The organism is Dinoroseobacter sp. PD6, from assembly GCF_028807315.1.
Taxonomy (GTDB): Bacteria; Pseudomonadota; Alphaproteobacteria; order Rhodobacterales; family Rhodobacteraceae; genus Dinoroseobacter; species Dinoroseobacter shibae.
Genome location: NZ_JARAMN010000006.1, coordinates 67,588 through 86,951 on the forward strand (window position 1 = coordinate 67,588; position 19,364 = coordinate 86,951).

Annotated in this window: 21 protein-coding genes and 1 pseudogene; 17 read left to right on the forward strand and 5 right to left on the reverse strand. The window is 63.8% G+C overall.

Features of this window, described 5'->3' with window-relative positions:
* Positions 1–4: 4 nt before the first annotated feature.
* From PVW48_RS11780 to PVW48_RS11795, 4 genes are read left to right on the forward strand one after another with little or no spacing between them, the layout of a single operon-like run.
* A complete protein-coding gene (locus tag PVW48_RS11780; protein WP_274581482.1) occupies positions 5–1,192 on the forward strand; it encodes an ABC transporter substrate-binding protein in 1,188 nt (395 codons plus the stop codon).
* 27 nt (positions 1,193–1,219) lie between these two features.
* Positions 1,220–2,191: a YVTN family beta-propeller repeat protein gene (locus PVW48_RS11785; protein WP_012177162.1), complete on the forward strand. Its 972-nt coding sequence runs from the start codon at positions 1,220–1,222 to the stop codon at positions 2,189–2,191.
* A gap of 49 nt (positions 2,192–2,240) precedes the next feature.
* Entirely contained in the window at positions 2,241–2,678 is a 438-nt protein-coding gene (locus tag PVW48_RS11790; protein WP_012177163.1) for a hypothetical protein, read from the forward strand.
* A gap of 18 nt (positions 2,679–2,696) precedes the next feature.
* A complete protein-coding gene (locus tag PVW48_RS11795) occupies positions 2,697–2,945 on the forward strand; it encodes a PepSY domain-containing protein (RefSeq protein ID WP_012177164.1) in 249 nt (82 codons plus the stop codon).
* Between the two features lies 1 nt (position 2,946).
* Here PVW48_RS11795 and PVW48_RS20130 read toward each other — a convergent pair.
* The 4 genes and pseudogenes from PVW48_RS20130 to PVW48_RS11810 form a co-directional block, all read right to left on the reverse strand.
* A pseudogene (locus PVW48_RS20130) lies at positions 2,947–3,440 on the reverse strand (IS30 family transposase); the annotation flags it as partial.
* Positions 3,441–3,510: 70 nt separating this feature from the next.
* Complete coding sequence (locus PVW48_RS11800) at positions 3,511–4,617, reverse strand: hypothetical protein (RefSeq protein ID WP_274581483.1); 1,107 nt, start codon at positions 4,615–4,617, stop codon at positions 3,511–3,513.
* Positions 4,618–4,726: 109 nt separating this feature from the next.
* Complete coding sequence (locus PVW48_RS11805; RefSeq protein ID WP_274581484.1) at positions 4,727–5,080, reverse strand: hypothetical protein; 354 nt, start codon at positions 5,078–5,080, stop codon at positions 4,727–4,729.
* Positions 5,081–5,100: 20 nt separating this feature from the next.
* The gene (locus tag PVW48_RS11810) at positions 5,101–6,351 is read right to left on the reverse strand and encodes a hypothetical protein (RefSeq protein WP_274581485.1); all 1,251 of its coding nucleotides are present in this window, start codon (positions 6,349–6,351) and stop codon (positions 5,101–5,103) included.
* 1,200 nt (positions 6,352–7,551) lie between these two features.
* On the opposite strand from PVW48_RS11810, the gene PVW48_RS11815 reads away from it, so the two are divergent.
* From PVW48_RS11815 to PVW48_RS11840, 6 genes are all read left to right on the forward strand, one after another.
* Positions 7,552–8,049 carry a YbaN family protein gene (locus PVW48_RS11815; protein ID WP_274581486.1) on the forward strand — a complete coding sequence of 166 codons (498 nt, stop codon included), beginning with the start codon at positions 7,552–7,554 and terminating at the stop codon, positions 8,047–8,049.
* Between the two features lie 142 nt (positions 8,050–8,191).
* Positions 8,192–9,175, forward strand: coding sequence for an ABC transporter substrate-binding protein (locus PVW48_RS11820; protein ID WP_274581487.1), 984 nt, complete (start codon positions 8,192–8,194; stop codon positions 9,173–9,175).
* 58 nt (positions 9,176–9,233) lie between these two features.
* Positions 9,234–10,058: an ABC transporter permease gene (locus PVW48_RS11825; protein WP_012177170.1), complete on the forward strand. Its 825-nt coding sequence runs from the start codon at positions 9,234–9,236 to the stop codon at positions 10,056–10,058.
* Positions 10,055–10,804, forward strand: coding sequence for an ABC transporter ATP-binding protein (locus tag PVW48_RS11830; protein ID WP_012177171.1), 750 nt, complete (start codon positions 10,055–10,057; stop codon positions 10,802–10,804). Before PVW48_RS11825 ends, PVW48_RS11830 begins: the two co-directional genes overlap by 4 nt.
* Complete coding sequence (locus PVW48_RS11835) at positions 10,801–12,081, forward strand: NnrS family protein (RefSeq protein ID WP_274581488.1); 1,281 nt, start codon at positions 10,801–10,803, stop codon at positions 12,079–12,081. The genes PVW48_RS11830 and PVW48_RS11835 overlap by 4 nt, the downstream gene beginning before the upstream one ends.
* 58 nt (positions 12,082–12,139) lie before the next feature.
* A complete protein-coding gene (locus tag PVW48_RS11840; RefSeq protein WP_012177173.1) occupies positions 12,140–12,550 on the forward strand; it encodes a hypothetical protein in 411 nt (136 codons plus the stop codon).
* 206 nt (positions 12,551–12,756) lie between these two features.
* On the opposite strand, the gene PVW48_RS11845 is transcribed toward PVW48_RS11840, so the two are convergent.
* On the reverse strand, positions 12,757–14,775 hold the full coding sequence (locus PVW48_RS11845; RefSeq protein ID WP_274581489.1) for a 4Fe-4S dicluster domain-containing protein: 2,019 nt from the start codon (positions 14,773–14,775) through the stop codon (positions 12,757–12,759).
* Positions 14,776–14,874: 99 nt separating this feature from the next.
* Between PVW48_RS11845 and PVW48_RS11850 the strand changes: the two genes are divergently transcribed.
* From PVW48_RS11850 to PVW48_RS11880, 7 genes are all read left to right on the forward strand, one after another.
* The gene (locus PVW48_RS11850) at positions 14,875–15,609 is read left to right on the forward strand and encodes a biotin/lipoate--protein ligase family protein (protein ID WP_274581490.1); all 735 of its coding nucleotides are present in this window, start codon (positions 14,875–14,877) and stop codon (positions 15,607–15,609) included.
* The gene (locus tag PVW48_RS11855) at positions 15,606–16,163 is read left to right on the forward strand and encodes a DUF6505 family protein (protein WP_274581491.1); all 558 of its coding nucleotides are present in this window, start codon (positions 15,606–15,608) and stop codon (positions 16,161–16,163) included. The genes PVW48_RS11850 and PVW48_RS11855 overlap by 4 nt, the downstream gene beginning before the upstream one ends.
* Positions 16,160–17,173, forward strand: coding sequence for a DUF6352 family protein (locus tag PVW48_RS11860; RefSeq protein WP_274581492.1), 1,014 nt, complete (start codon positions 16,160–16,162; stop codon positions 17,171–17,173). Before PVW48_RS11855 ends, PVW48_RS11860 begins: the two co-directional genes overlap by 4 nt.
* Positions 17,173–17,709 (forward strand): DUF3305 domain-containing protein, encoded by a 537-nt coding sequence (locus PVW48_RS11865; protein ID WP_274581493.1) that lies wholly within the window; start codon positions 17,173–17,175, stop codon positions 17,707–17,709. The genes PVW48_RS11860 and PVW48_RS11865 overlap by 1 nt, the downstream gene beginning before the upstream one ends.
* Entirely contained in the window at positions 17,706–18,317 is a 612-nt protein-coding gene (locus PVW48_RS11870) for a DUF3306 domain-containing protein (protein ID WP_274581494.1), read from the forward strand. Before PVW48_RS11865 ends, PVW48_RS11870 begins: the two co-directional genes overlap by 4 nt.
* A 115-nt stretch (positions 18,318–18,432) precedes the next feature.
* A complete protein-coding gene (locus PVW48_RS11875) occupies positions 18,433–19,095 on the forward strand; it encodes a TorD/DmsD family molecular chaperone (protein ID WP_274581495.1) in 663 nt (220 codons plus the stop codon).
* 58 nt (positions 19,096–19,153) lie between these two features.
* On the forward strand, positions 19,154–19,363 hold the full coding sequence (locus PVW48_RS11880) for a hypothetical protein (RefSeq protein ID WP_274581496.1): 210 nt from the start codon (positions 19,154–19,156) through the stop codon (positions 19,361–19,363).
* Position 19,364 lies beyond the last annotated feature (1 nt).

Consider the following 19,364-nt stretch of genomic DNA (forward strand, 5'->3'; position numbering starts at 1 on the left):
CATCGTGAGACTTTTGCTGGCACCGCTCTTGGCCGCCTTCAGCTTGCTGGCATCTGCTCCGGTTGCGTTGGCCATTGACGTACGGGCTGCCGTCTTGAGGGTCGATTATCAGACCCTGCTCCCGATCAGCCGGTATGACCTTCGGCCGGAGGATCTGGGCTTTGCCGGCGCGGCACTCGCTGACGAAGATAACGGGACAACCGGCAGTTTTCTGGGCCATACCTACGAGACGCGCGCCGTAGCCACCACGGCCGCAGATGCAGGAGAGGCGCTTGAGGCGTTGCTGGCCGAGGGCGTGGATATCATCGTCATTCTGGCCCGGTTTGAGGACCTTTTACGTCTGACGGATCGCGCCGCAGAAGCCGGAGCACTCGTGTTCAACGCCCTCGCTCCGGACATGGCGCTGCGGGATGATCAATGCCGCGGAAACTTGCTTCACACGGCCCCGAGCCGCAGAATGAACACGGATGCAGTGGCGCAGTTTCTGGTCTGGAAGCAGTGGAAGAACTGGTTCCTGATTTCGGGCTCAAACCCAGCCGATGTCGCCTTGGCCGACTCTTACCGGTTCTCGGCCCGCAAGTTTGGCGCGCGCATCACCGAGGAACGTGTGCTCGAGTACTCGGGCGGGTCCCGCAGGACGGATTCTGGCCACGTCCTGGTTCAGCGGCAGTTGCCGAACTTCACCCAAGGCGCTGCGGGCCATGACGTGCTCGTCGCCGCCGATGAGACCGACTACTTCGCACGCTATCTCAGTTATCACCTCTGGACGCCGCGCCCTGTGGCTGGCTCGGGCGGGCTGGTGCCAACCACGTTTCACGGAGCGCATGAAGCCTATGGCGCCACGCAGTTCCAGACCCGCTTCGAGGCACTGGCCGGGCGCTATGCCAAGCCCGAAGACTACAACGTTTGGCTCGCTTTGCGGGTGGTCGGCGAAGCCGTGACCCGTGCCAATACGGCCAATCCCATGGAATTGCGCGACTACGCCATTTCGGACGCTTTCGAGCTTGCCGCCTTCAAGGGCCAGAAAGTGACTTTCCGCGACTGGAACGGCCAGCTGCGTCAGCCGATCCTGCTCCACGACGGCAGCATCACCGTCAGCGTCAGCCCCCAGGACGGCTTTCTGCACCAGCACTCGGCCCTCGACACACTCGGCCTGGACGAGCCGGAATCGGCTTGCTCCGCTTTCAAATGAACCGCCTTTGAACCCATGGAGGGCCCCATGAAAACGATCCTTCTTTCCGTCGCCATTCTGGCGCTGGGCACAGCGCAGGGCCTTGCCGGCAGAGCCTTCGTCTCGAATGAACGTGGGAACACGATCACTGTAGTGAATACCGACACGTGGGAGGTCGAGACCGAGTTTTTCGCGGGAAACCGTCCCCGTGGCATCACCGTCAGCCCGGATGAAAAGGTGATCTATGTTTGCGCGTCGGACGACAACCTGATCCGCGTATTCGACGCCACCACATACGAGGAATTGCCGAGCCTGCCGTCCGGCCCGGATCCGGAGCTGTTCATTCTCGAACCTTCAGGCAAGCGGCTCTACATCGCGAACGAGGACGACAATCTGGTTACCGTTACCGATACCGAGACACGTATGGTGCTGGCCGAGGTGCCCGTCGGCGTGGAGCCAGAGGGCATGGGCATGAGCCCGGATGCCAAATGGGTGGTCAACACCTCCGAAACCACCAACATGGCGCATTTCATCTCGACCGAGGACTACAAGATCAAACACAATATCTTGGTGGATCAGCGCCCGCGCTACGCCCACTACACCAGCGACGGCACCCGGCTCTTCGTCACCTCCGAGATCGGCGGGACAGTCTCGGTCATGGATATCGATGAAGACGGAGCGCCGACGGTTGTGGGCAAGATCAGCTTCGAAGTGGCCGGGCTTCAGCCCGAATGGCTGCAACCGGTGGGCGCGCGGGTGACCAAGGATGGCTCACGTCTCTTCGTGGCGCTCGGACCTGCGAACAGGGTCGCTGTGGTCGACGCGCGCAGCCTCGAAGTGCTCGACTACATCCTCGTGGGTCAGCGGGTCTGGCAGCTCGATTTCACGCCCGATGAAAAATACCTGCTGACCACCAATGGCAATTCCAACGACATCACAGTGATCGACGTGGAAAAGGAACGCGCCATCCGCTCCATCCAGGTTGGGCAACAGCCATGGGGCGTCGTGACCGTCAACTAAGTCCATTGCCCTGCGACGGGTCTGCCGTGCCCCAAAGAAAGGATAACCGATGAGACACCTCATATGCGCAGCCGCTCTTACCTGTTTCGGGGGGCCATTGGCTGCGGCGCCGCTGTGTGACGATCTGGGATTTGCCGGATTGCTGGCCAGCTGCAATCGGGGCGAGACGATCCAGTTGACCCTCGCTTCGGGCAAGCCCCTTGGCGAGGACGTGGTGCTCGAGTCCGGAGCCTATTACAAGCTCGAGATCACCGCCGACGGTTCTGCCGAGCTGGCGATCGAAGGACCCAGCTTTTTCCGGGCGATCTGGATGAACGAGATCGTCATCAATCAGATCGAGATCCGCCCCATGGCCATCGACTCGATCGAGTTCGACAAGGCCGGGGTCGCCGAGCTGTCGTTCATCGCGATCAAGCCTGGCCGCCATGTGCTGCGCATTCCCGGATCCACCGGGGAAAGCCAGTCCGTCACCTTGTCCATTCAGTAACCAACCAAGGAGCTTCACATGAAACCGATCCTAGCCTTCACCGCGGCCATGGTCGTGGCAAGCACGGGTTTTGCGAGCGAGGTCGATGAGGCCACCGAGATGAAGATCATGGCGATGCTGGCAGAGATGGAATGCCAGATGGATGCCGATGACATCGAGGTCGAAGACGATGGCTACGACTTGGATGACGTGATTTGCAAAGGTGGCAACCAATTCGACATCAAGCTCGACAAAGAGTTCAACGAAGTGTCGCGAAGAGCCGAATAGCCTATTGGACATACTTGAAACGCGACTCGTGCTCGGGTTTAGGGCAGGGGCACGGGTCGACTTCTTCCACCACCTTTTCGCAGAAGACCGCGGCTCGCATCTTCCGTCCGAGGCATTTCCCGGGTGTCGCGTTGGGGCGGTCACAGGTCATTTTCAATTCATGGTCTGAGACCGTCCGGATGTCGCGCTTGCGGAGGCGCTATCTTCGGACCCGTCGGTTTGTGTTTCCGACGGTGCCATTCTGCCAAGTCAAAGATGGATCACAAAACCACGTCCAAGTGTCGATCTCAGACTGCAGGTGTGGCCAACTGACAAACTCGGTGCCGAGATCGCATGTGATGGACCTGCGCGCCAGATGGGGCAGAGCGCGCACGGCCTTCACGATTTTACCCTGGATCGTCTTTGTACGCTTTTTCGGGTTTTCGGAAGCACCGTGAAATGGCTAATACGCTCGACCAGAGACGTTGAGTTCGATCAACCAAGTCTCTGTCTGAAATGTGTGGACTGGTCATGGAATACCGGATCAACCACTGACATTGTCGCGGGGCCGCTACGCGGGTCACGATCAGTTGGGCTGCAACAATCGCACCCGGTCGTCGACATAGTCGTCCAGCACCAGCGGCAAGCCCGAGTCCTGCGCCAGGCGGACGCTTTGTTGCAGGTGACGGTAGCTCTGTGTGCTGCGCGGGACGAGGTCTAGCGCCTTAGCGAATGTCTCCGCCGCCGCCTCGTAGAGTCCGTTGCGCATCTGCGCCAACCCGTAGGCATCGAGAAAGACGTGGCTGGTCTGCCCGGTCTCCGTCTCCGACAGAGCGCCGCACCACTCAAGCGCGGCCTCGGCTGCCTCCCGTTGCAAATGTACCGCACACAGCCCGTAGAGGTACTGCGCAAGGGCACTGTCCCTGTCCGGCACGGTGTCGTCGACCTCTCGCGCAGTCGCGACGGCGGTCTCAAGATCGACGAGCCCCGCGTCCACGGTGCCGAGGGCGATCTGCTCGAACCCACGCCGCTGGTAGAGGGCGGCGCGCGATGCCTCCGGCTCGTCGGTGGCGAGGGCCAGCACCCGGTCCAGTGCCTGTTTGGCCGCCGCATGATCCCCCAGCATCGACAGGGCAGACGCCCGCAAATCGTCGATGAACCGGAGCGGGATCCCGCTGCCATCCAGCGACTCCAACTTCTCCAGCGCCAGGTCCGGGTAGCGCATGATCAGTGCAAGCTGCGCTTCTGCATGGACGAGATGAGCCATCTGGACGGCTTGCAGGTCCTTGTCCTTCGTCCGGCGCATTAGGGTGCGCACCCGTGCACAATCGCGCTGCGCCTTGGCGAGAAAACTGCTCGCCGCATGCAAACGGCAGGATTGCAGCAGCAGCCAAACATCATTCGGTCGGAATTCAAGCGCTGAGGCGATAGCTGCGAGCGATTGCTCGGAATTACCGCTCTGGGAATATGCAGTCGCCTTCTGTCCCAGCAGGTAGACCACCCACTGGGTGTCGATCCCGGCCGTTTCCTGCGCCTTGCGCAAATGGTCCAGCGCGTCCTTTGGGGCACCGGCATCGTTGTCCTGCTTGGCGCTCAGGATCTGGTTGCACACCTCCGGGGCGGAGGTGCACGCCTGCGCCAGAGCCGTCGCAGGAGCCCAAAGCGCCAGTAGCAGTACCAGCCGGATCAGCACTGCAACACGTTCGGCGGGCAGGGTGGCGGCGGCGCCGGAGGTTGCGCAGCGGCCATGAACCCGATCAGGAAGAGGAAAGCGGCCAGAATGCCCTGTCTCAAAATGTGTCTCATCTTGCACCTCCTGTGCTTTTGTTGGACGACAACCAGTCCTTGAGCAGGCTGGCGAACGTTCCGAAGTAGAAACCGATGATGATCCCGCCCCAGTTAACCAGCTGCTCCGGCGCGTTCTGATCGCTGTAGAAGGGCAGCAGCGCGGTTATAAAGATGATGCCGATCGCGATAGTCGAGGCCACGAGCGTCGCCGTGATCACCACGAAACGGCGCAGAAACCGGTCTTCGCTTTCTTCTTGCCCGGGCGGCGGGTCTGCAGTCGGGGACGGGACCGGGTCGATCGGGCTGTGTTCCACCGGTGTGGCGGGGCGCTTAGATGTCGACTGGGGTGGGGGAGTGTCTTCGGGCATGGGGCTATCCTTCCCTGTGTTCAATTGGTGACGACCGGCTGGTTGAGAATGTCCTCGGCCAGACGTACAGTGCGCGACAGCCCCGGAGAGGCGCTCACGACCGGCTCCATCGGCCCCGAGCGCGCGGCATCGAAAAAGCCCTGCCAATAAGCGCGCATCTCCGTATTCGCGGCCATGCGGGCGACAAAGGCGCCATCGGTGATGTCCCGCCCGGTCCCATATTCCGACAGGTCTTCGACCTTGACCCTGTAATCGGCCAGGAAGGTCTTCTTGCGCCGGTTCGGAAAGGACATGCCCTGGCTCTCGAACTCTTCCAGAAGCGCGATGAAATCCCCGATCACGGTAAAGCAATCCTCGGGCAGACCCAGCGCGCACTCCAGCTTGTAGTATTCCTGAAATGCACTGGCCACGGCGAAACGGTCCAGCTCGGCAGCATGGGAAAACGCCAGTTCGACCGTGGCGTCGAAGAACTGCTGTGCTAGCTGATAATAGGTCAGATTGGGCAGAACCGGTTGCTTCGGTTCCGGGGCCCGCGTTAGCCAGAATCCCAGTCCGAAGAGCACATCGAACCGCGCCGCTGTCTCCAGCTCGGCAAACCGGGTGAAGCCGCGCCCGCCGACCATGCGCGTCGCCGCCAGACGTTGCAGGTCACCCACCAGGTCCGGCGGCAAACGCCCGTTGTCCCGGATCAGCTTGGACACCATCTGCACCAGAAGCTGGAAGTCCTCCGGGTCGGCTCGATCCGCCAATAGGCTGCCGAGCACATTCAGCGTGTCACTGGCCTCGGATTCCGTGAACTTGTCGCGATCCAGAAAGTCGAGAACTTCCTGCCGCCGCTCCCCATCATTGAAATACCGCCGCTCGATATACAGCGTGCCAACAGGCCAATCGCCGTCATGGCGATGGAAGTCATAAATTGGCGTTTCCAGAAAGTAGCCTTCATGGAAAACCTTCAGGTAGACTTTCGCGGGAGCATAGATGTCGTCCAGCAGCATGGTGGAGAAATCGAAGAATTCCTCCTCCATCTTCTCGATCTTCTTGTGGTCCAAATCCACCATGTAGAGTCGCGTATCGAGGTCGAAATGCCGACCCTCGAAATTGATGATTCGGCGCAACTCCTCCGCGTCTTGCCAGGGAATGGGAATCGTCTCTCCGGCCGCATTGCGGACGAAAATCGTGCCTTTGATGCGGGACTTGTTGAACGCCTGCGCATCGAAACTGCTCGTAACGATTGAAATGCAGAGCGCGGAAATCACTGCGAAAACGCGCATGGGGCCCCCTGAAAAATTGTGCTGTCAAAATCGAACTCGAATAAATATAAAAATCCTACCGGATTTTATGGATTGTTTCAAGTATGGCCGCCTATTGCAGGGGCTATGGCGCTGCAAATAGGCCTTTTCCCGCCCCGCGCCGGTCTAATCTTGCGGCCGCGGAGGGCCTGATCGGCGAATGACATACGACGGGGGGGCAGGGTCGTCGGTCAAGCCATGGTGATCGGGTTACCCACTGTGCTTGCCGTGTAAGTCCTTGGGCTTCTGGTTGCGACTGTGTTGATGAGCGCCTTTGCCTCGCTGAGCTAGATCCATCTTGGTCGCACCCTGCTGCGACGGTCGCGCCTCCGGACACGCGCAGGAACGTGGTGCCGTCGGACTTGGTCACGGTGCCGCCGCTGCTACCATCCATGTCAAAGCTGCCGCTGTGACCTCGATCACAGCTAAAATGCCGTCGTCCAGATCGAGCGTGCCGCCCGCCACATGGGCTCACCTGTAAGCGCCCCTCTATCGACCACGACTGTGCCGCCATTGACTGCAGTGGTGCCACTGACCGTCGGCGTCATAATGTTGCCGTTTTTGACCAGCGCTGTCGCGACTCCGGCCCCAGACATGGTCTTGGTGCTCGCATTGGTAATCGTGCCCACCCTGCGCTTGATCGAGGCGTAGGTCTCAGTGGCCACACATTGATACCGATCACGTCGACATTACCACTGTTCAAGACCACCTGACCGCCATTTTGCGGGCTCACTTCTGACTGTGGGTCGGCTTTGCGATGCGGCGTGGAGACCCCGCATCCGCCTGCCGCGCCTTTTTAATCAGCACCGGCGCGCCAGCGCGTCCCACGGCCTGGCGGTACCTGCCGCCGTGCAACAGCGTCTGCAAAGCTAATCGGGTAGCGTTTCCTTCGCCCGGGACGGGGCGTCCATCGCGATCGCCTCGCCACTTGGGAGACTTCGCGGGACAACGGGCCTCGGCGACGTGCCTCTGCAGAACCTGACCGCGCTCTTGAGGACGCGCCGTCTGCCTCGGACATGCGACAGCTACCGGATTTCGATTGGGCGGGCCCGTTGCTCGATTGTTGCCCCAACACCGGTCATAACAAAACCTGAGTGAATTTATCAGGATTAAGGATCACCCAAGCGGCCCCCTTTAATCGATGTAACAGATATCAACTGAACAAGCGGCGCGCGAACGATCATGATACGGACCCGACTTGCCCTTGCGACCGCGCGCCAGCCCCTGTGGGTCGCGGCGGGTGTCATCGCCGTAATGGTCGGGTCGGTGGGCGCGGTCTTGCCAGTCCTGCCGACCACGCCCTTCGTCATCCTGGGCGCTGTCTGTCTGGGACGGGGATCACCGCACCTTGCGCAGCGGCTGGAGCGGCACCGTGTGTTCGGCCCCGCGATCGCCGATTGGCGCGCCCATGGCGCCATCGCGCCGCGCGGCAAGGCTGTCGCCCATCTGATGATGGGCGCGGCGCTGATCGTCAGCCTGCTCGCGGGTGTGCCGGGGCTGGTCCTCGCGCTCCAGGCAATCTGCTTACTTGCCGCAAGCTTCTATATCCTCAGCCGCCCGAATGGGGGCCGAGACCTTCGAGAGCCAGGCGCCTTCGCAGCCCCAGCCAGATCCCCGCGCCCCTGTGGCGCTCGCCAATCTGGAGACTCTCCATGGACCACCCCTTCGCTCTGGCACTGAGACCGGCGCCCGCCATCCTCGCCGCAGAGGTCCGGTCACGCGCCATCCCGCCCTCCCTCTCAGCTGCCAAGGCCCGGCGCGGCGCCTGTTCCACCTATGTCGACACCGAAACCTCGGTTTCAGGCCTTCAGGAGCACTTGCAATGACTTTTCTTTCCCGCCGATCCACTCTCGCCCTGCTGGGCACGGCCGCTGGCGCCCTCGCCCTGCCCCGCAGCGCCGCGGCACAGCCGATCCCACGGCTGGCGCTCTACGGGCCGCCGGCCGGCCCCTCGATCACCTTGGCCCATGCGGTCAAGACCGGAATGCTGTCCGACATCGCCGAGGAGACGCTCTTTACCCCATGGCGCAGCCCCGACGAGTTACGGGCGGGGCTGACTTCGGGCGAAATCCTTGTGTCCGTGGTGCCGATTCAAGCGGCCGCGAACCTCTACAATCGCGGCTTCCCGATCAGGCTGGAAAACGCGATGACCAATGGCCTGCTCTACATCATCGCCGAGGAAACAGGGATCGCGACGATCCCCGATCTCGCGGGTCGTCACATCGCGGTGCCGTTCCGCGGCGATACCCCGGAGATCATTTTCAGCCAACTCCTCGACCATCATGGGATGCGTGCCGAAGATCTGAAAATCACCTATGCGGGCACGCCCACCGAAGCCATGCAATTGATGCTGGCGGGCCAGGTCGATGCCGCCCTTACCGCCGAGCCCTCGACCACCGCGGCGGTGCTGCGCGGGCGCGAGGCGGGCAAGCAGATCCGTCGCGCGATCAACCTGCAGGCCGTCTGGGGCGAGATGACCGGGGCCGCGCCGGTGCTGCCGCAGGCGGGGCTGGCACTGACGCCAACCTTCCTCGACACTTACGGTGACGCGGTTCCCGCCCTTCTGGCTGCGCTTGAACAGGCGACCGCCGACGTTCTGGCCAACCCCGAGGCAGCCGCGGCCCATGCCACCGAGGCGCTCGGCCTGCCCGCACCGCTTCTGGCGGCCTCGATCCCCAATTCGAACCTGGTCGCCCGTCCGGCCAACGAAGCGCGGGCCGACATCGAACGCCTGCTGGCGGCAATGGCGGGCCCGGATCTCGCTCGCATCGGCGGTGCGATGCCGGACGACGCCTTCTATCTGTAACCTCTCGCGCGGGACGGCCCCCAGTCGTCCCGCCCCCTCTTCTCAGGCAGGCCCGGTCATGTCTCATCTCCTCCTGATTTCCTTGGTGACGCGCGTCGGTCGCGTCGGGGCCTTTCTGTGGTCGGGCTGGGCCGGGCTGGCGGCCCTGGCTCTGCTCTTTGCGGTCTGGCAAGCCGGGCATGAGGCCTACGGGCCTTTCATTCTGACATCACCGCTCGACACCATGCAGACGGTCGCATCCCTCGCGGGCGACCCCGCAGCCTGGAAAATCGCCGCCCTGACGCTCCAGCGGGCTGTCAGCGGCTTCTTTCTGGTCGCCGCGGTCGGCACCGCGCTCGGCGTGGCAGCGGGCTATTTCCCGGCGGTCCTGCGTTTGGTCACACCCCTTGTCACGGTCCTGCTCGGTGTGCCGCCGATTGCCTGGATCGTGCTGGCGATGATCTGGTTCGGTGGCTCCGACGCGACGGTGCGCACGGTAATCCTGATCTCCGCCCTGCCGGTGGTCTTCATGGGTGCGGCGCGGGGTATCACGACCCGGGATCGGCTGCTCGACCGAATGGCCTCGGTCTTCGGCGCCGGGCCGGTGCGGCGGTTCATGACCATCGGCCTGCGGCAGACCACCACAACCCTTTTTCCCGCCCTCGCCCTCGCCCTCGGCACCGCCTTCAAGGTGGCGGTGATGGCCGAATTGCTGGCCAATGCGGGTGGCATCGGTGGGGCCCTCGCGGATGCCCGCATCAACCTCGATATCGGACTGGCCCTCGCCTGGGTGTTGATCGCCGTCGCTCTGCTGATCGTGGTGGAATACACGCTGGTCCAACCCGTCAAAGCCGAGATCGACCGCTGGCGGCACGCAGCCCAACCCTGGGGAGTGAAGCGATGACCACCCTGCAGCTCTCGGGCATTGGCCACGCCTTTCTGGGCCGTACCGTACTCGACACGATCGACCTGAGCGTGGCTCAAGGCGAGATCGTCGCTCTCGTCGGACCCTCCGGCTGTGGCAAATCCACCCTCGCCCATATCGCCGCCGGGTTGATCGAGGCCAGGGCCGGTCGGATCTCCCACGGTTACACGCGCCATGCGATGATCTTTCAGGACCCCGCCCTGATTCCCTGGGCCACGGCGGCGGGCAACATCGACTACGTGCTGCGGATGGCGCGGGTACCACGTGCTGCGCGCCCGACGCGCATCGCGCAGGCCGCCGCGCAGGTCGCGCTCCTGGCGGAGGACCTGAACAAATACCCGGTGGAGTTGTCCGGCGGCATGCGGCAGCGTGTGGCCATCGCCCGCGCCCTCGCTATCCGGCCCGATTTCATCTATTTCGACGAACCCTTCACCGCGCTCGACGTGGCACTGAGGCGCCGCATGCAGGATCTGGTCATCGCGACCTGCGCCGGAGGCCACCTGTCGGGTCTGTTCATCACCCATGACCTGTCCGAAGCTGCCCGGATCGCCCATCGCATCGCCGTGTTGGATACACATGGGCGCGGGATCCTCGGCCACCGGCCCCTTATCGGAAACCCGTGCGACCGGAGCGACGACGCGGTCTTCGACTGGGTCCAGACAGCCACCCACACGGATCCGATCTTCCGACACATCCACGATGTCGATGAAAGGCAGGTCGCATGAGTTGCGGCCCCGCCACCGGGCGCAGCCGACCCCTGCCCCGGGGTCCGCTCGCCACCCTCGGCGATGAGGGGTTTCGCCTGTTCTTTCTGCTGGGGGCGCTCTACGCGGCGCAGTTCCCCGCGCTCTGGGTCCTCGCATGGGGATTGGATCTGCCGATGGCGCAGGACGTGCCCCCGGCCCTCTGGCACGCCCATGAAATGCTGATCGGGGCGTTCGGCGCCGCATTGATCGGCTTCGTCACCACCGCCGCGCCGAAATGGACCGATACCGAGCCGCCACGGGGTCGCCCGCTCTGGGCGCTGGCGGGGCTCTGGGCGGTCGGGCGCACCGTTGGACTTTTCGGCTGGGATGCGTTCGGGGCCGTCGGCGCACTGGCGGATCTCGGCTGGATGTGCGCGCTGACCGTTTGGCTGGGGGTCCTGTCGATCCGCCGACGCACCGACCGGCTGGTCGCCTTCATCGCCTGGCTGGCGATCCTCACGGTCTGTACGGCCGTGGGCCACTTCGGCTTTGCCACCGGAAATCTCACTCTGGCAACCCAGAGCATTCACCTCGCCGGGTTCGCCCTTCTGGGGCTTCTGGGCCTCGCCTTGTCGCGGATTACCGCGCCAGTGACGAACCTCGTGCTCGATCCGACCGAGCGAACCTCGCCCTTCCGGCCCCATCCCGGTCGATTGCATCTTGCGCCCGGCCTAGTCCTCGTGGTGATGGCGGGCGACCTGCTCGGTGTCAGTCCCGCAGTCTCCGCCTGGCTATTGGTCGCCGCCGGGGCAGCGTTCATGGACCGCGTCGGCGAAGCTTTCATCGGGCGCGAGATTGCCATGGCCGAGATTCTCTTGCTTGCAGGCTCCAGCGCGCTGGCGGGACTCGGCCTCATCCTCGCGGGGGCTGCGCGTCTCGGGGCACCCTGGCCGGAGGTCACGGGGTTGCACATCGCCTTCATGGGCGGTCTCGGGCTTGGCGTCTATGCGGTCTACTGCATCGCGGGCCTTCTGCACACGGGCCGGCCGCTCGGCCTGTCGCGCGCTGCCCGGCTCGGCGCCGGGATGCTGGTCGCATCCGTCATGCTCCGTGTGGCGCCTGATCTCGGCCTGTCCCTGCCCCTTCCTGCGCCCGCGCTTGCCTCCGGGACCTGGACGGCTGCCTTCCTGCTGTGGGCGATAGCCTACTGGCCCGCCCTGTCCCGCGTCGCCCTGCCGGAAGGTCCGCCGGACCGGGCCGCGTCGAAACCTCACCTGCCCGCCGCACCCGTCCGGTTCCCCGAGGCGGCGGAATAGGATTCCTCATCGCGCCACCTGACCGGCAGCCGCAACTCCAACCGAAAGACTGGAAAAGATGCTGCTTCTACGACCCCTGACCGCGACGGTTGTCGAGGCGCTGATGCCAACCCTCGCCCTCGGCCAATCCGCCACCCCGGGCACCACCATCGAACTGGAACCGATCGTCATCGACGGCACCAGTGGCGCTCTGGCCACCGCCGAAGAGCGGCAGCGCGACACCCCGGGCGGCACGGACCTGCTGCGCGCAGAGACTTACCGCGACAAGGCGACCGTCACCTTGTCGGACGTGCTCGATGGTGCGCCGGGCGTGGTGGTGCAGGATTTCTTCGGCGGGTTCGATCAGCCCGCGTCCAGAAGCGCGCCTCGGCCCCGCGACAGAATCCTGTCGAGGTGGCGTTCTGTTCCTGCAGGATGGTCTGCCGCTGAACGGAGCTGTCGCTTCCTAGGGGTAGGACCGATTGATTAGGCCCTAACCTTCCATTCCACCGCTCGTTGCTCGCCCTTGAACCACAAGTGCTGCCGCTGAACAATGGGTCCTGACGCTACTCCTGGCTCCCCGTTTTCCAACCGGAGCAGTGGCACCATGCAAGAGGAGCGCTTCGAAGAAAAAAGCAGTGCGCCTACAGGAGGCGTATACATCAATACCGGGGGGCCGCTGATCGCGCCACTCAGTTAGCTGTCCTCGTAACCGTCACCGTAATCGGCTTGCGTTCTGACTTTGCGTATCGTCTCGCCATGGGGGTCGAAGCCCTGGTTGACGATTTCCTGGACCCGGCAGTCTTCGCACATCGACAGAACCTTGAGTCGCGCGGCGCCGGTCTCGCCCTGGAACATCCAATGATCGACCAGGCGCGATTTGACCCGGTCGATTCCCGAGCGCGTCGCGAAGGCCTCGCCGCAGACCGTGCAGCAAAAGGGCGGCTCTTCGTGCAGGATCCGGCGCGGCGTGTCCCAGGCGGCGAAATCCAACTGCGGTGTCAGGGTAATGGCGGTTTCGGGGCAGGTCGCGGCGCAGAGCCCGCATTGCACACAAGCGCTTTCGGTAAAGCGCAGCATTGGCGTTTCCGGGTTGTCGAGCAATGCGCCTGTTGGGCAGACACCGGTGCAGGCCTGGCACAGCGTGCAGGCCTCGGGATCGACGGTCACGCTGCCGAAGGGCGCGCCTTGCGGCAAAGGCAGGGTTTGCGCGGGCTTTGGCGCGGCGCGGTTCATTTCGGCAAATGCCATGACCAGAAGACCGCGTTTGTCCGCGGGCGGCAGAAAGCTGGAAGGGGCCGCATGAACGGCGCTCTTGGGCAGGACGTCCAACGCCGCTTCCAAGGCGTCCGGATCGTCCGTTTCGATCAGGGTTACGGGACCATGGCCCATCGCCTCCGCCACGCCCGTGACAAGCTCGATCCCCGCCCGCAATCCGTCGACATCATGGAGGGGTTTGGCGCGCCCCAAAAGCGCGACGGCACCCGCGCCATAGGCGAAAGCGGCAGCCAGAACTTCGGGCCCGGCCTGCGTGATCTCGTTCAGCCCGAGAGGGATGACATGGGCGGGCAGGCCGTTGCCATAGCGGCCCGACGCGTTGATCAACGGCTCCCCGTGATCCGCGTCGTGCAGCAAGATAACCGGTGCCGTCGTCCCGCCCGCATCGTGCCACGCCTTCAGGGCCGCGCGCAGACGTGCGGCCACCGTTGCCACATCGGGCAGGGCATATGCGGCCGCCCCCGTCGGGCAGGCCGCCGCGCACTGGCCGCAACCGGCACAGATGGCGGGATCGATCTGGACGCTGTCGCCATTTGGGGTGATCGCGCCGGTCGGGCAGAGGGACAGGCACCTCGTGCAGCCGGTGATCCCGTTGCGCGAATGGGCGCAAAGATCGGCCAGAAAGTCGATATATACCGGCTTGTCGAAGGTCCCCACCATCTGCCCCGCCTTCGCGATGAGGTCCGCGACGGCCCTGGAGTTCTTCGGATCGGCGCGAAGATACCCCGGTCGTAGGTCATGTGCCGCGAAAAGCGGCTGGGTGCCGGTCAGATCGACCACTAGATCCGCCCGTGACACGGCGCCGTCCCGCGCGGCCTCGAACTTCAGCACTTCGCGCGACGAGGGCGAAGGGGCCGCATACTCATCGACAGTGAGTGTGAATGCCCCCAGATGACCCAGGGCGGTCCGGATGCGTCCTTGCAGAACCGGGAAACGGGTTTGCATGGGCGGGGTGATCTGTGAACCGGGCTGCATCAGGACCGTGATGTCGAGATGTTCGGACAGAGCGTCTGCCGCCTCGATCGCGACCTCGTCGCGGCCTAGGATCAAGGTCACGCCAGTGCTGTCCAGCGTAGTGACGCCGAAGGGGGCCGGGGCAACGGCCGCGGCTGCGATCATGGCGGCCATTTTCGGGCCGCTGGTTGCCGCCTGGGCGGTCCAGCCCGCGGTTTCGCGGATGTTCGCAAAGGACAGGGCCAGATCGGGTGCCTCGTCTGCAGCGACTTCCGAAAACAGCGGGGCTTCTTGCGTGCAGGCCACCGTCACGGGCAACCCCTTGGCCAAGGCCGCGCGGAAATTATCGAGGTTCGCGCGGCAAAGCTGGTTGACCGAACCGCCCGCGGCACAGCCTGCCTTGGCCAAGGCTCCCTCGTCGGGCGACATGGTGTTTTCGCAGGTGCAAGTCAGGATGGTCCGGTTTGCGGTGGCTTTGGTCATGTGTTTCCTGGTCCGATCGAGATGTCTTGGAACAGCCCCCAATGGCTCGTGCAGTCTTGTAGTAGGCAACAAGTGCGTTACACTCAATTGAAACACCTGATGTTGCAAGGACAAGCCGCCGTGCTCGACGATCATTCTGCGCCGCGTGCCCTTGTGCTGCCGCCGCCCTACACGGCGTATTGGCTGGCAAAGGGTGACGCCTTGGCGCACGCCTGTCACTTGGCCCCCGACCATGGGGCCGGAACGCTTGTCTGGCATGCAAGCGCTGGTGGACATGGGCCGGGGCGTTTTGATTTTGCAGTTGTGCTGGAGCCGGAAACCCCCTTGGCCGAAGCCCGCAAGGCCTTCGTGCTGGGTATGGTGGCCTTGGGCGAAGCGCTGGCGGCGCATTGCCCGCCCGAGCGCGCCGTGGAATTCGGCTGGCCCGGAGAGCTGCGTCTGGATGGTGGCCGTCTGGGCGGCATGCGCCTGAGCGTGGCGCCGGACACGGCCGAGGAGGCGGTGCCGGACTGGATGGTTCTGGGGGTCGAATTGATCGCAGACCGCGATCATCTGACGGCACCGGGCAGCAAGCCGGAATCTCTGTCCCTGAAAGAGGAAGAATTCCTGGACCCGCCTGCCGTGCTGGAGAGTTTTGCCGCTTACCTGATGCTGAATTTCGACCGGCTGACGCATGAAGGCTTCGATGCCGTTGCCGCGCGCTATGTCGGCAGGTTGCCGTCAGAGGGCAAGTTGACCGCCAAGGGCGATTTGCAAACGGCGGAGGGTTTGGCGGCGTTGAAAGATGCGCTTGCCGTCGCCCCATGGCGCGACGAGACGGGGCCGAAGCTGTGATCCGCCTGCCGCGCACCATCCAGCTTGATCGCTCCGACACCGTGATCTTTGCGCCCGCGGCCAGTCCCGGTGAGTGGGCCGTCACGGGCACATTTCTGTTTGCCGGCCGCGATCCCGAGAGTTTGAGCCGCAAGGAACAGATCGCCTTTCGGTCCGGTTTCCTGGGGGTCGAGAGCTTTGGCTGGTCGACGCTGGTCACGGTCACCCTGGCCCGCCAAGAAGACCGTGACGACATGGTTGCGACACTGGCCCGGCAGTTCGTGGAACAGCTGGGCGCCCCGAGCCTGGCCGCGGCCACGCCCGCCGCCGATGAAGAGGTGAGCCTCGCGGAGGATTTGTGCCGTGGTCACGGTGAGGGGACGCTGATCGCGCTTCATCGCAGCGCCGATGAACGCGGGATCCGCGAGCAGTTCCGCACTCTGAAGCCGCGCGAGACGACGGCCTTTTCCGCCAGCTATCTGGGGGGCCATGACAAGGCGTTCCACATGGTCGAAACCGACGAGGACGAAGCGTTCGACCTTGCCGCTTTTGCCGAAGAAAAGGGAATTACATGAAGGAGTTCTGGGTCGCTTCCGGTCATCATTTGACGCGGCTTGACGCGGCGGGTCGCATGCAGGTGACGGACGAGTTGATCCTTGCCTGGCTGGCGCGTCCCGAGATCGTGCCGCCGCCCGAGGCCTGTGCTGCCGAGCGCGCGCTCCATTCGCGGCTGCTGGCGCATCCGCAAGCGACCGTTTCGAGCGTCGAATGCGCGAATATGCAAGATGCCGATGCCCGGGAGAATTGGGGCTTTCTGCTGAAACTGCGCGATACGCTGCTGGCCGCAGGGTCGATCGAAGACGGCTATCTGGAGCTTGTGCGCAAGCGCGTGCGCCTGCCGCATCTGTTCTACGACCAGTTGGTGCAGCTCATCTTGCGCAATGCGCTCGAGGGTTGCGAAGACGTACATACCCTGCGCGCGGCTGAGATGCTTTTTCGTCCGCAGCGCGCCTATCTGCAAGATGGCGGGTTGATGCTGGCCGATGATGAATTGGTGACCGAGCTTGAGGGCGAAATACACAGCAATCCGCTTTTTGCCATGATGGATGGCGGGGTGGACTCACTGGATGTGCTGAACGAGGCAAATGCCTGGACCTATTGGAGCCGGTCCGATGCCCATACGATGGCGCTGCCGTTCGGCGCCGACCCCAAGGCGCGCGCAGGTCTGGCCGACGCGATTGCGCGGTTCGTGAGCCATCTGCTGGGCAAGGCCGTCAGTGTTGTGCCGCTTAAGACGGCGGACGATGTCGATCTGCAATGGTTTGTCGGGCTAGACGAGGCAGGCACGAAGGTGGGCAATGCGCTTTGGAATGGCGAGGCGCCGGTTCCCACGCTCGTCGGCCTGTTTGCCCTGACCTTCGAGACCCCCGATCGTGTGCTGCCGCAGATCGGGACGCGACCGGTGTTTCTTCTGATGGGGCTGGATGGCAGCAATGTGATCCGGTTCAAGCCGCAGAACCTGGTGACGGGTCTGCCGTTGATCGACGACAGGGATGCGTTTGCGGCCGTGATGGGGACAGCCTGATGCCGCGTGAAGTGATCCGTGTCGCCGTGGTGGGCGTGTCGCATCCGCCGGGCAACAAATGGGCCAAGCGCGTGGTGCGGCCTTCGGCGCTCATGGCCGAGCTGCCCGCCCTCGACACGGGGGCGCTGATGTCGGAGCAGGGGGACGTGCGCACCTATTACATGGGCGATCACGCGGTCGTTCTGCACTCGGGCGAGACAAGGCATTACATCGACAACCTGCGTGCCATGCGGCCGTCGCTCTGGGTGTCGTGTGATGGCGATGAGGTGCGGCTGGTCACCGCGGACCCCTATGAGGGCGAAGCGATGGCCAGCGATCCCGAGCGGGTCGTCGAAGCGCTTGCCATGCCGCGTGCGGTGGCAGCCAGGATCGAGGCCTTTATCGAGGCCCATCACGTCCACGAGGAGTTCCACAAGCGCAAGCGCGTGCCCGCCAAGTCCCAGCATGACCCGCGCGCGCCACGGGTGTTGTCGGACAATGAAAAATGGGTGCAGACACGGGGCAAGGCGGGTTTGCCGCCGAAGGGGGCTGGATGACGGATCCCGAAGCGAGCAGACTAAGCCGCTGGTCGCGCAGAAAGCTCGAGGCGAAGCGCCAGGCCGAAGTTGCCGATGAGGTGGCCGACACAGCCGCGGTCGACGCCGTGGACGCGGTCGAGGAGGACCCGGACCTGATCGCGGCGCTGCCCTCGCTGGACGAGATCGAGGCCGGGTTCGACATGACGCCCTTTCTGGCCAAGGGCGTTCCGGCGCACCTGAAGAACGCGGCGTTTCGCAAGTTGTGGCAGGCCAGCCCGGCGGTGCGCGATTACCTCGATCCTGCCGTGGACTACGCCTGGGACTGGAATGCGCCCGGCGGCGTGCCTGGCGGCGGCGGGGCGTTGTCCGAGCAAAGCGTGGCCAAGATGGTCAAGGGGCTCATCGGCGAGCAGTCCGACGATGCGGAAGAGTTGATTGCCGAGGACACGACAGGGGAGGAGGCCGACCCTGCCCCCGAGACCGATCAGCCCGAAGCATCACCAGTTGCGGTGCGGCGGGACGCGCCATCTGAGCCGGAACAAAAGGAAAAACCAGACGCGCCGCGCGCCTTTGATCGCGTGGCTCAGTTGCCGCGGCGTCGCCATGGAGGCGCCATGCCGGAATAGTTGTGCAAAGACACCGCGACGGCAGTGCTACAAAAGATTGCTAAACGCCTGAAACTGTGGAATCGTTCCATTCGTAAGCGGTGCCAGGCAAAAGTTCCAACAGCGGGGAAAGACCTTGTCGACAGCGAGCACGGCTCAGGCCAAGCCAGCAAAGTCCGAATATGAGGTGCTTCGCGCCCAGCAATGGTCGCTGATTGCATCGCTTTTGGTTGCGCCGCCGGATAGCGATGCTTTGTCGGCTCTGGCGGGTTTGACTGGGGACGACACTGCCCTCGGGCAAGCCTACGGTGTTCTGGCCGATACAGCCGGGGCGGCAGACGCAGAGGATGTCGCGCGCGAATTCTTCGAATTGTTCGTCGGTGTCGGGCGCGGTGAATTGCTGCCCTATGCTTCGTTTTACCTGACGGGGTTCCTGAACGAACGACCGTTGGCAGATCTGCGACGCGATCTTGCCATGATGGGTATTGAGCGCGTCGAGGGGCGGTTCGAGCCGGAAGATCACATCGCCAGCATTGCAGAAGTGATGGCGGGGCTTGCGGCCGGTGATTTCGACGCCAGTGTGCTGGGTTGTGGCGCGGCTGGGGAGGCCGGTTTCTTTGCGCGGCATCTGGAACCTTGGGCGGCCCAGTTCTTCGATGATCTGGCCGTTGCACCGAGCGCGCGCTTCTACCGGAGCGTTGCCGAGGTTGGCCGCATCTTCACTGATATCGAGACTCGGGCATTTGCCCTCGAGGCGAAAGCGCACCGTGCCTCGGGGCCAGGTGTGGCGAAATCATAAGCAGCTCACCCGCAGACGCGAAGTCCGGGTGCTGTGGAACGACTAACGGGAGGTTACCATGTCTGATAATACCAAGAGAGAACGGGGCATCGGACGGCGCGGGTTCTTCGGCGCTGTCGCCGCCGCGGCCACGACCAGTGTGATCGCAGGGGGCGCACGCCCCTCCTTTGCCGAAGAGGTCGGAGCCGAGCGCACCAAACAGCGCTACCAGGAAACCGAGCACGTCAAAGCCTTCTACCGCACCAATCGCTATTACAAGGGGTCGTAAG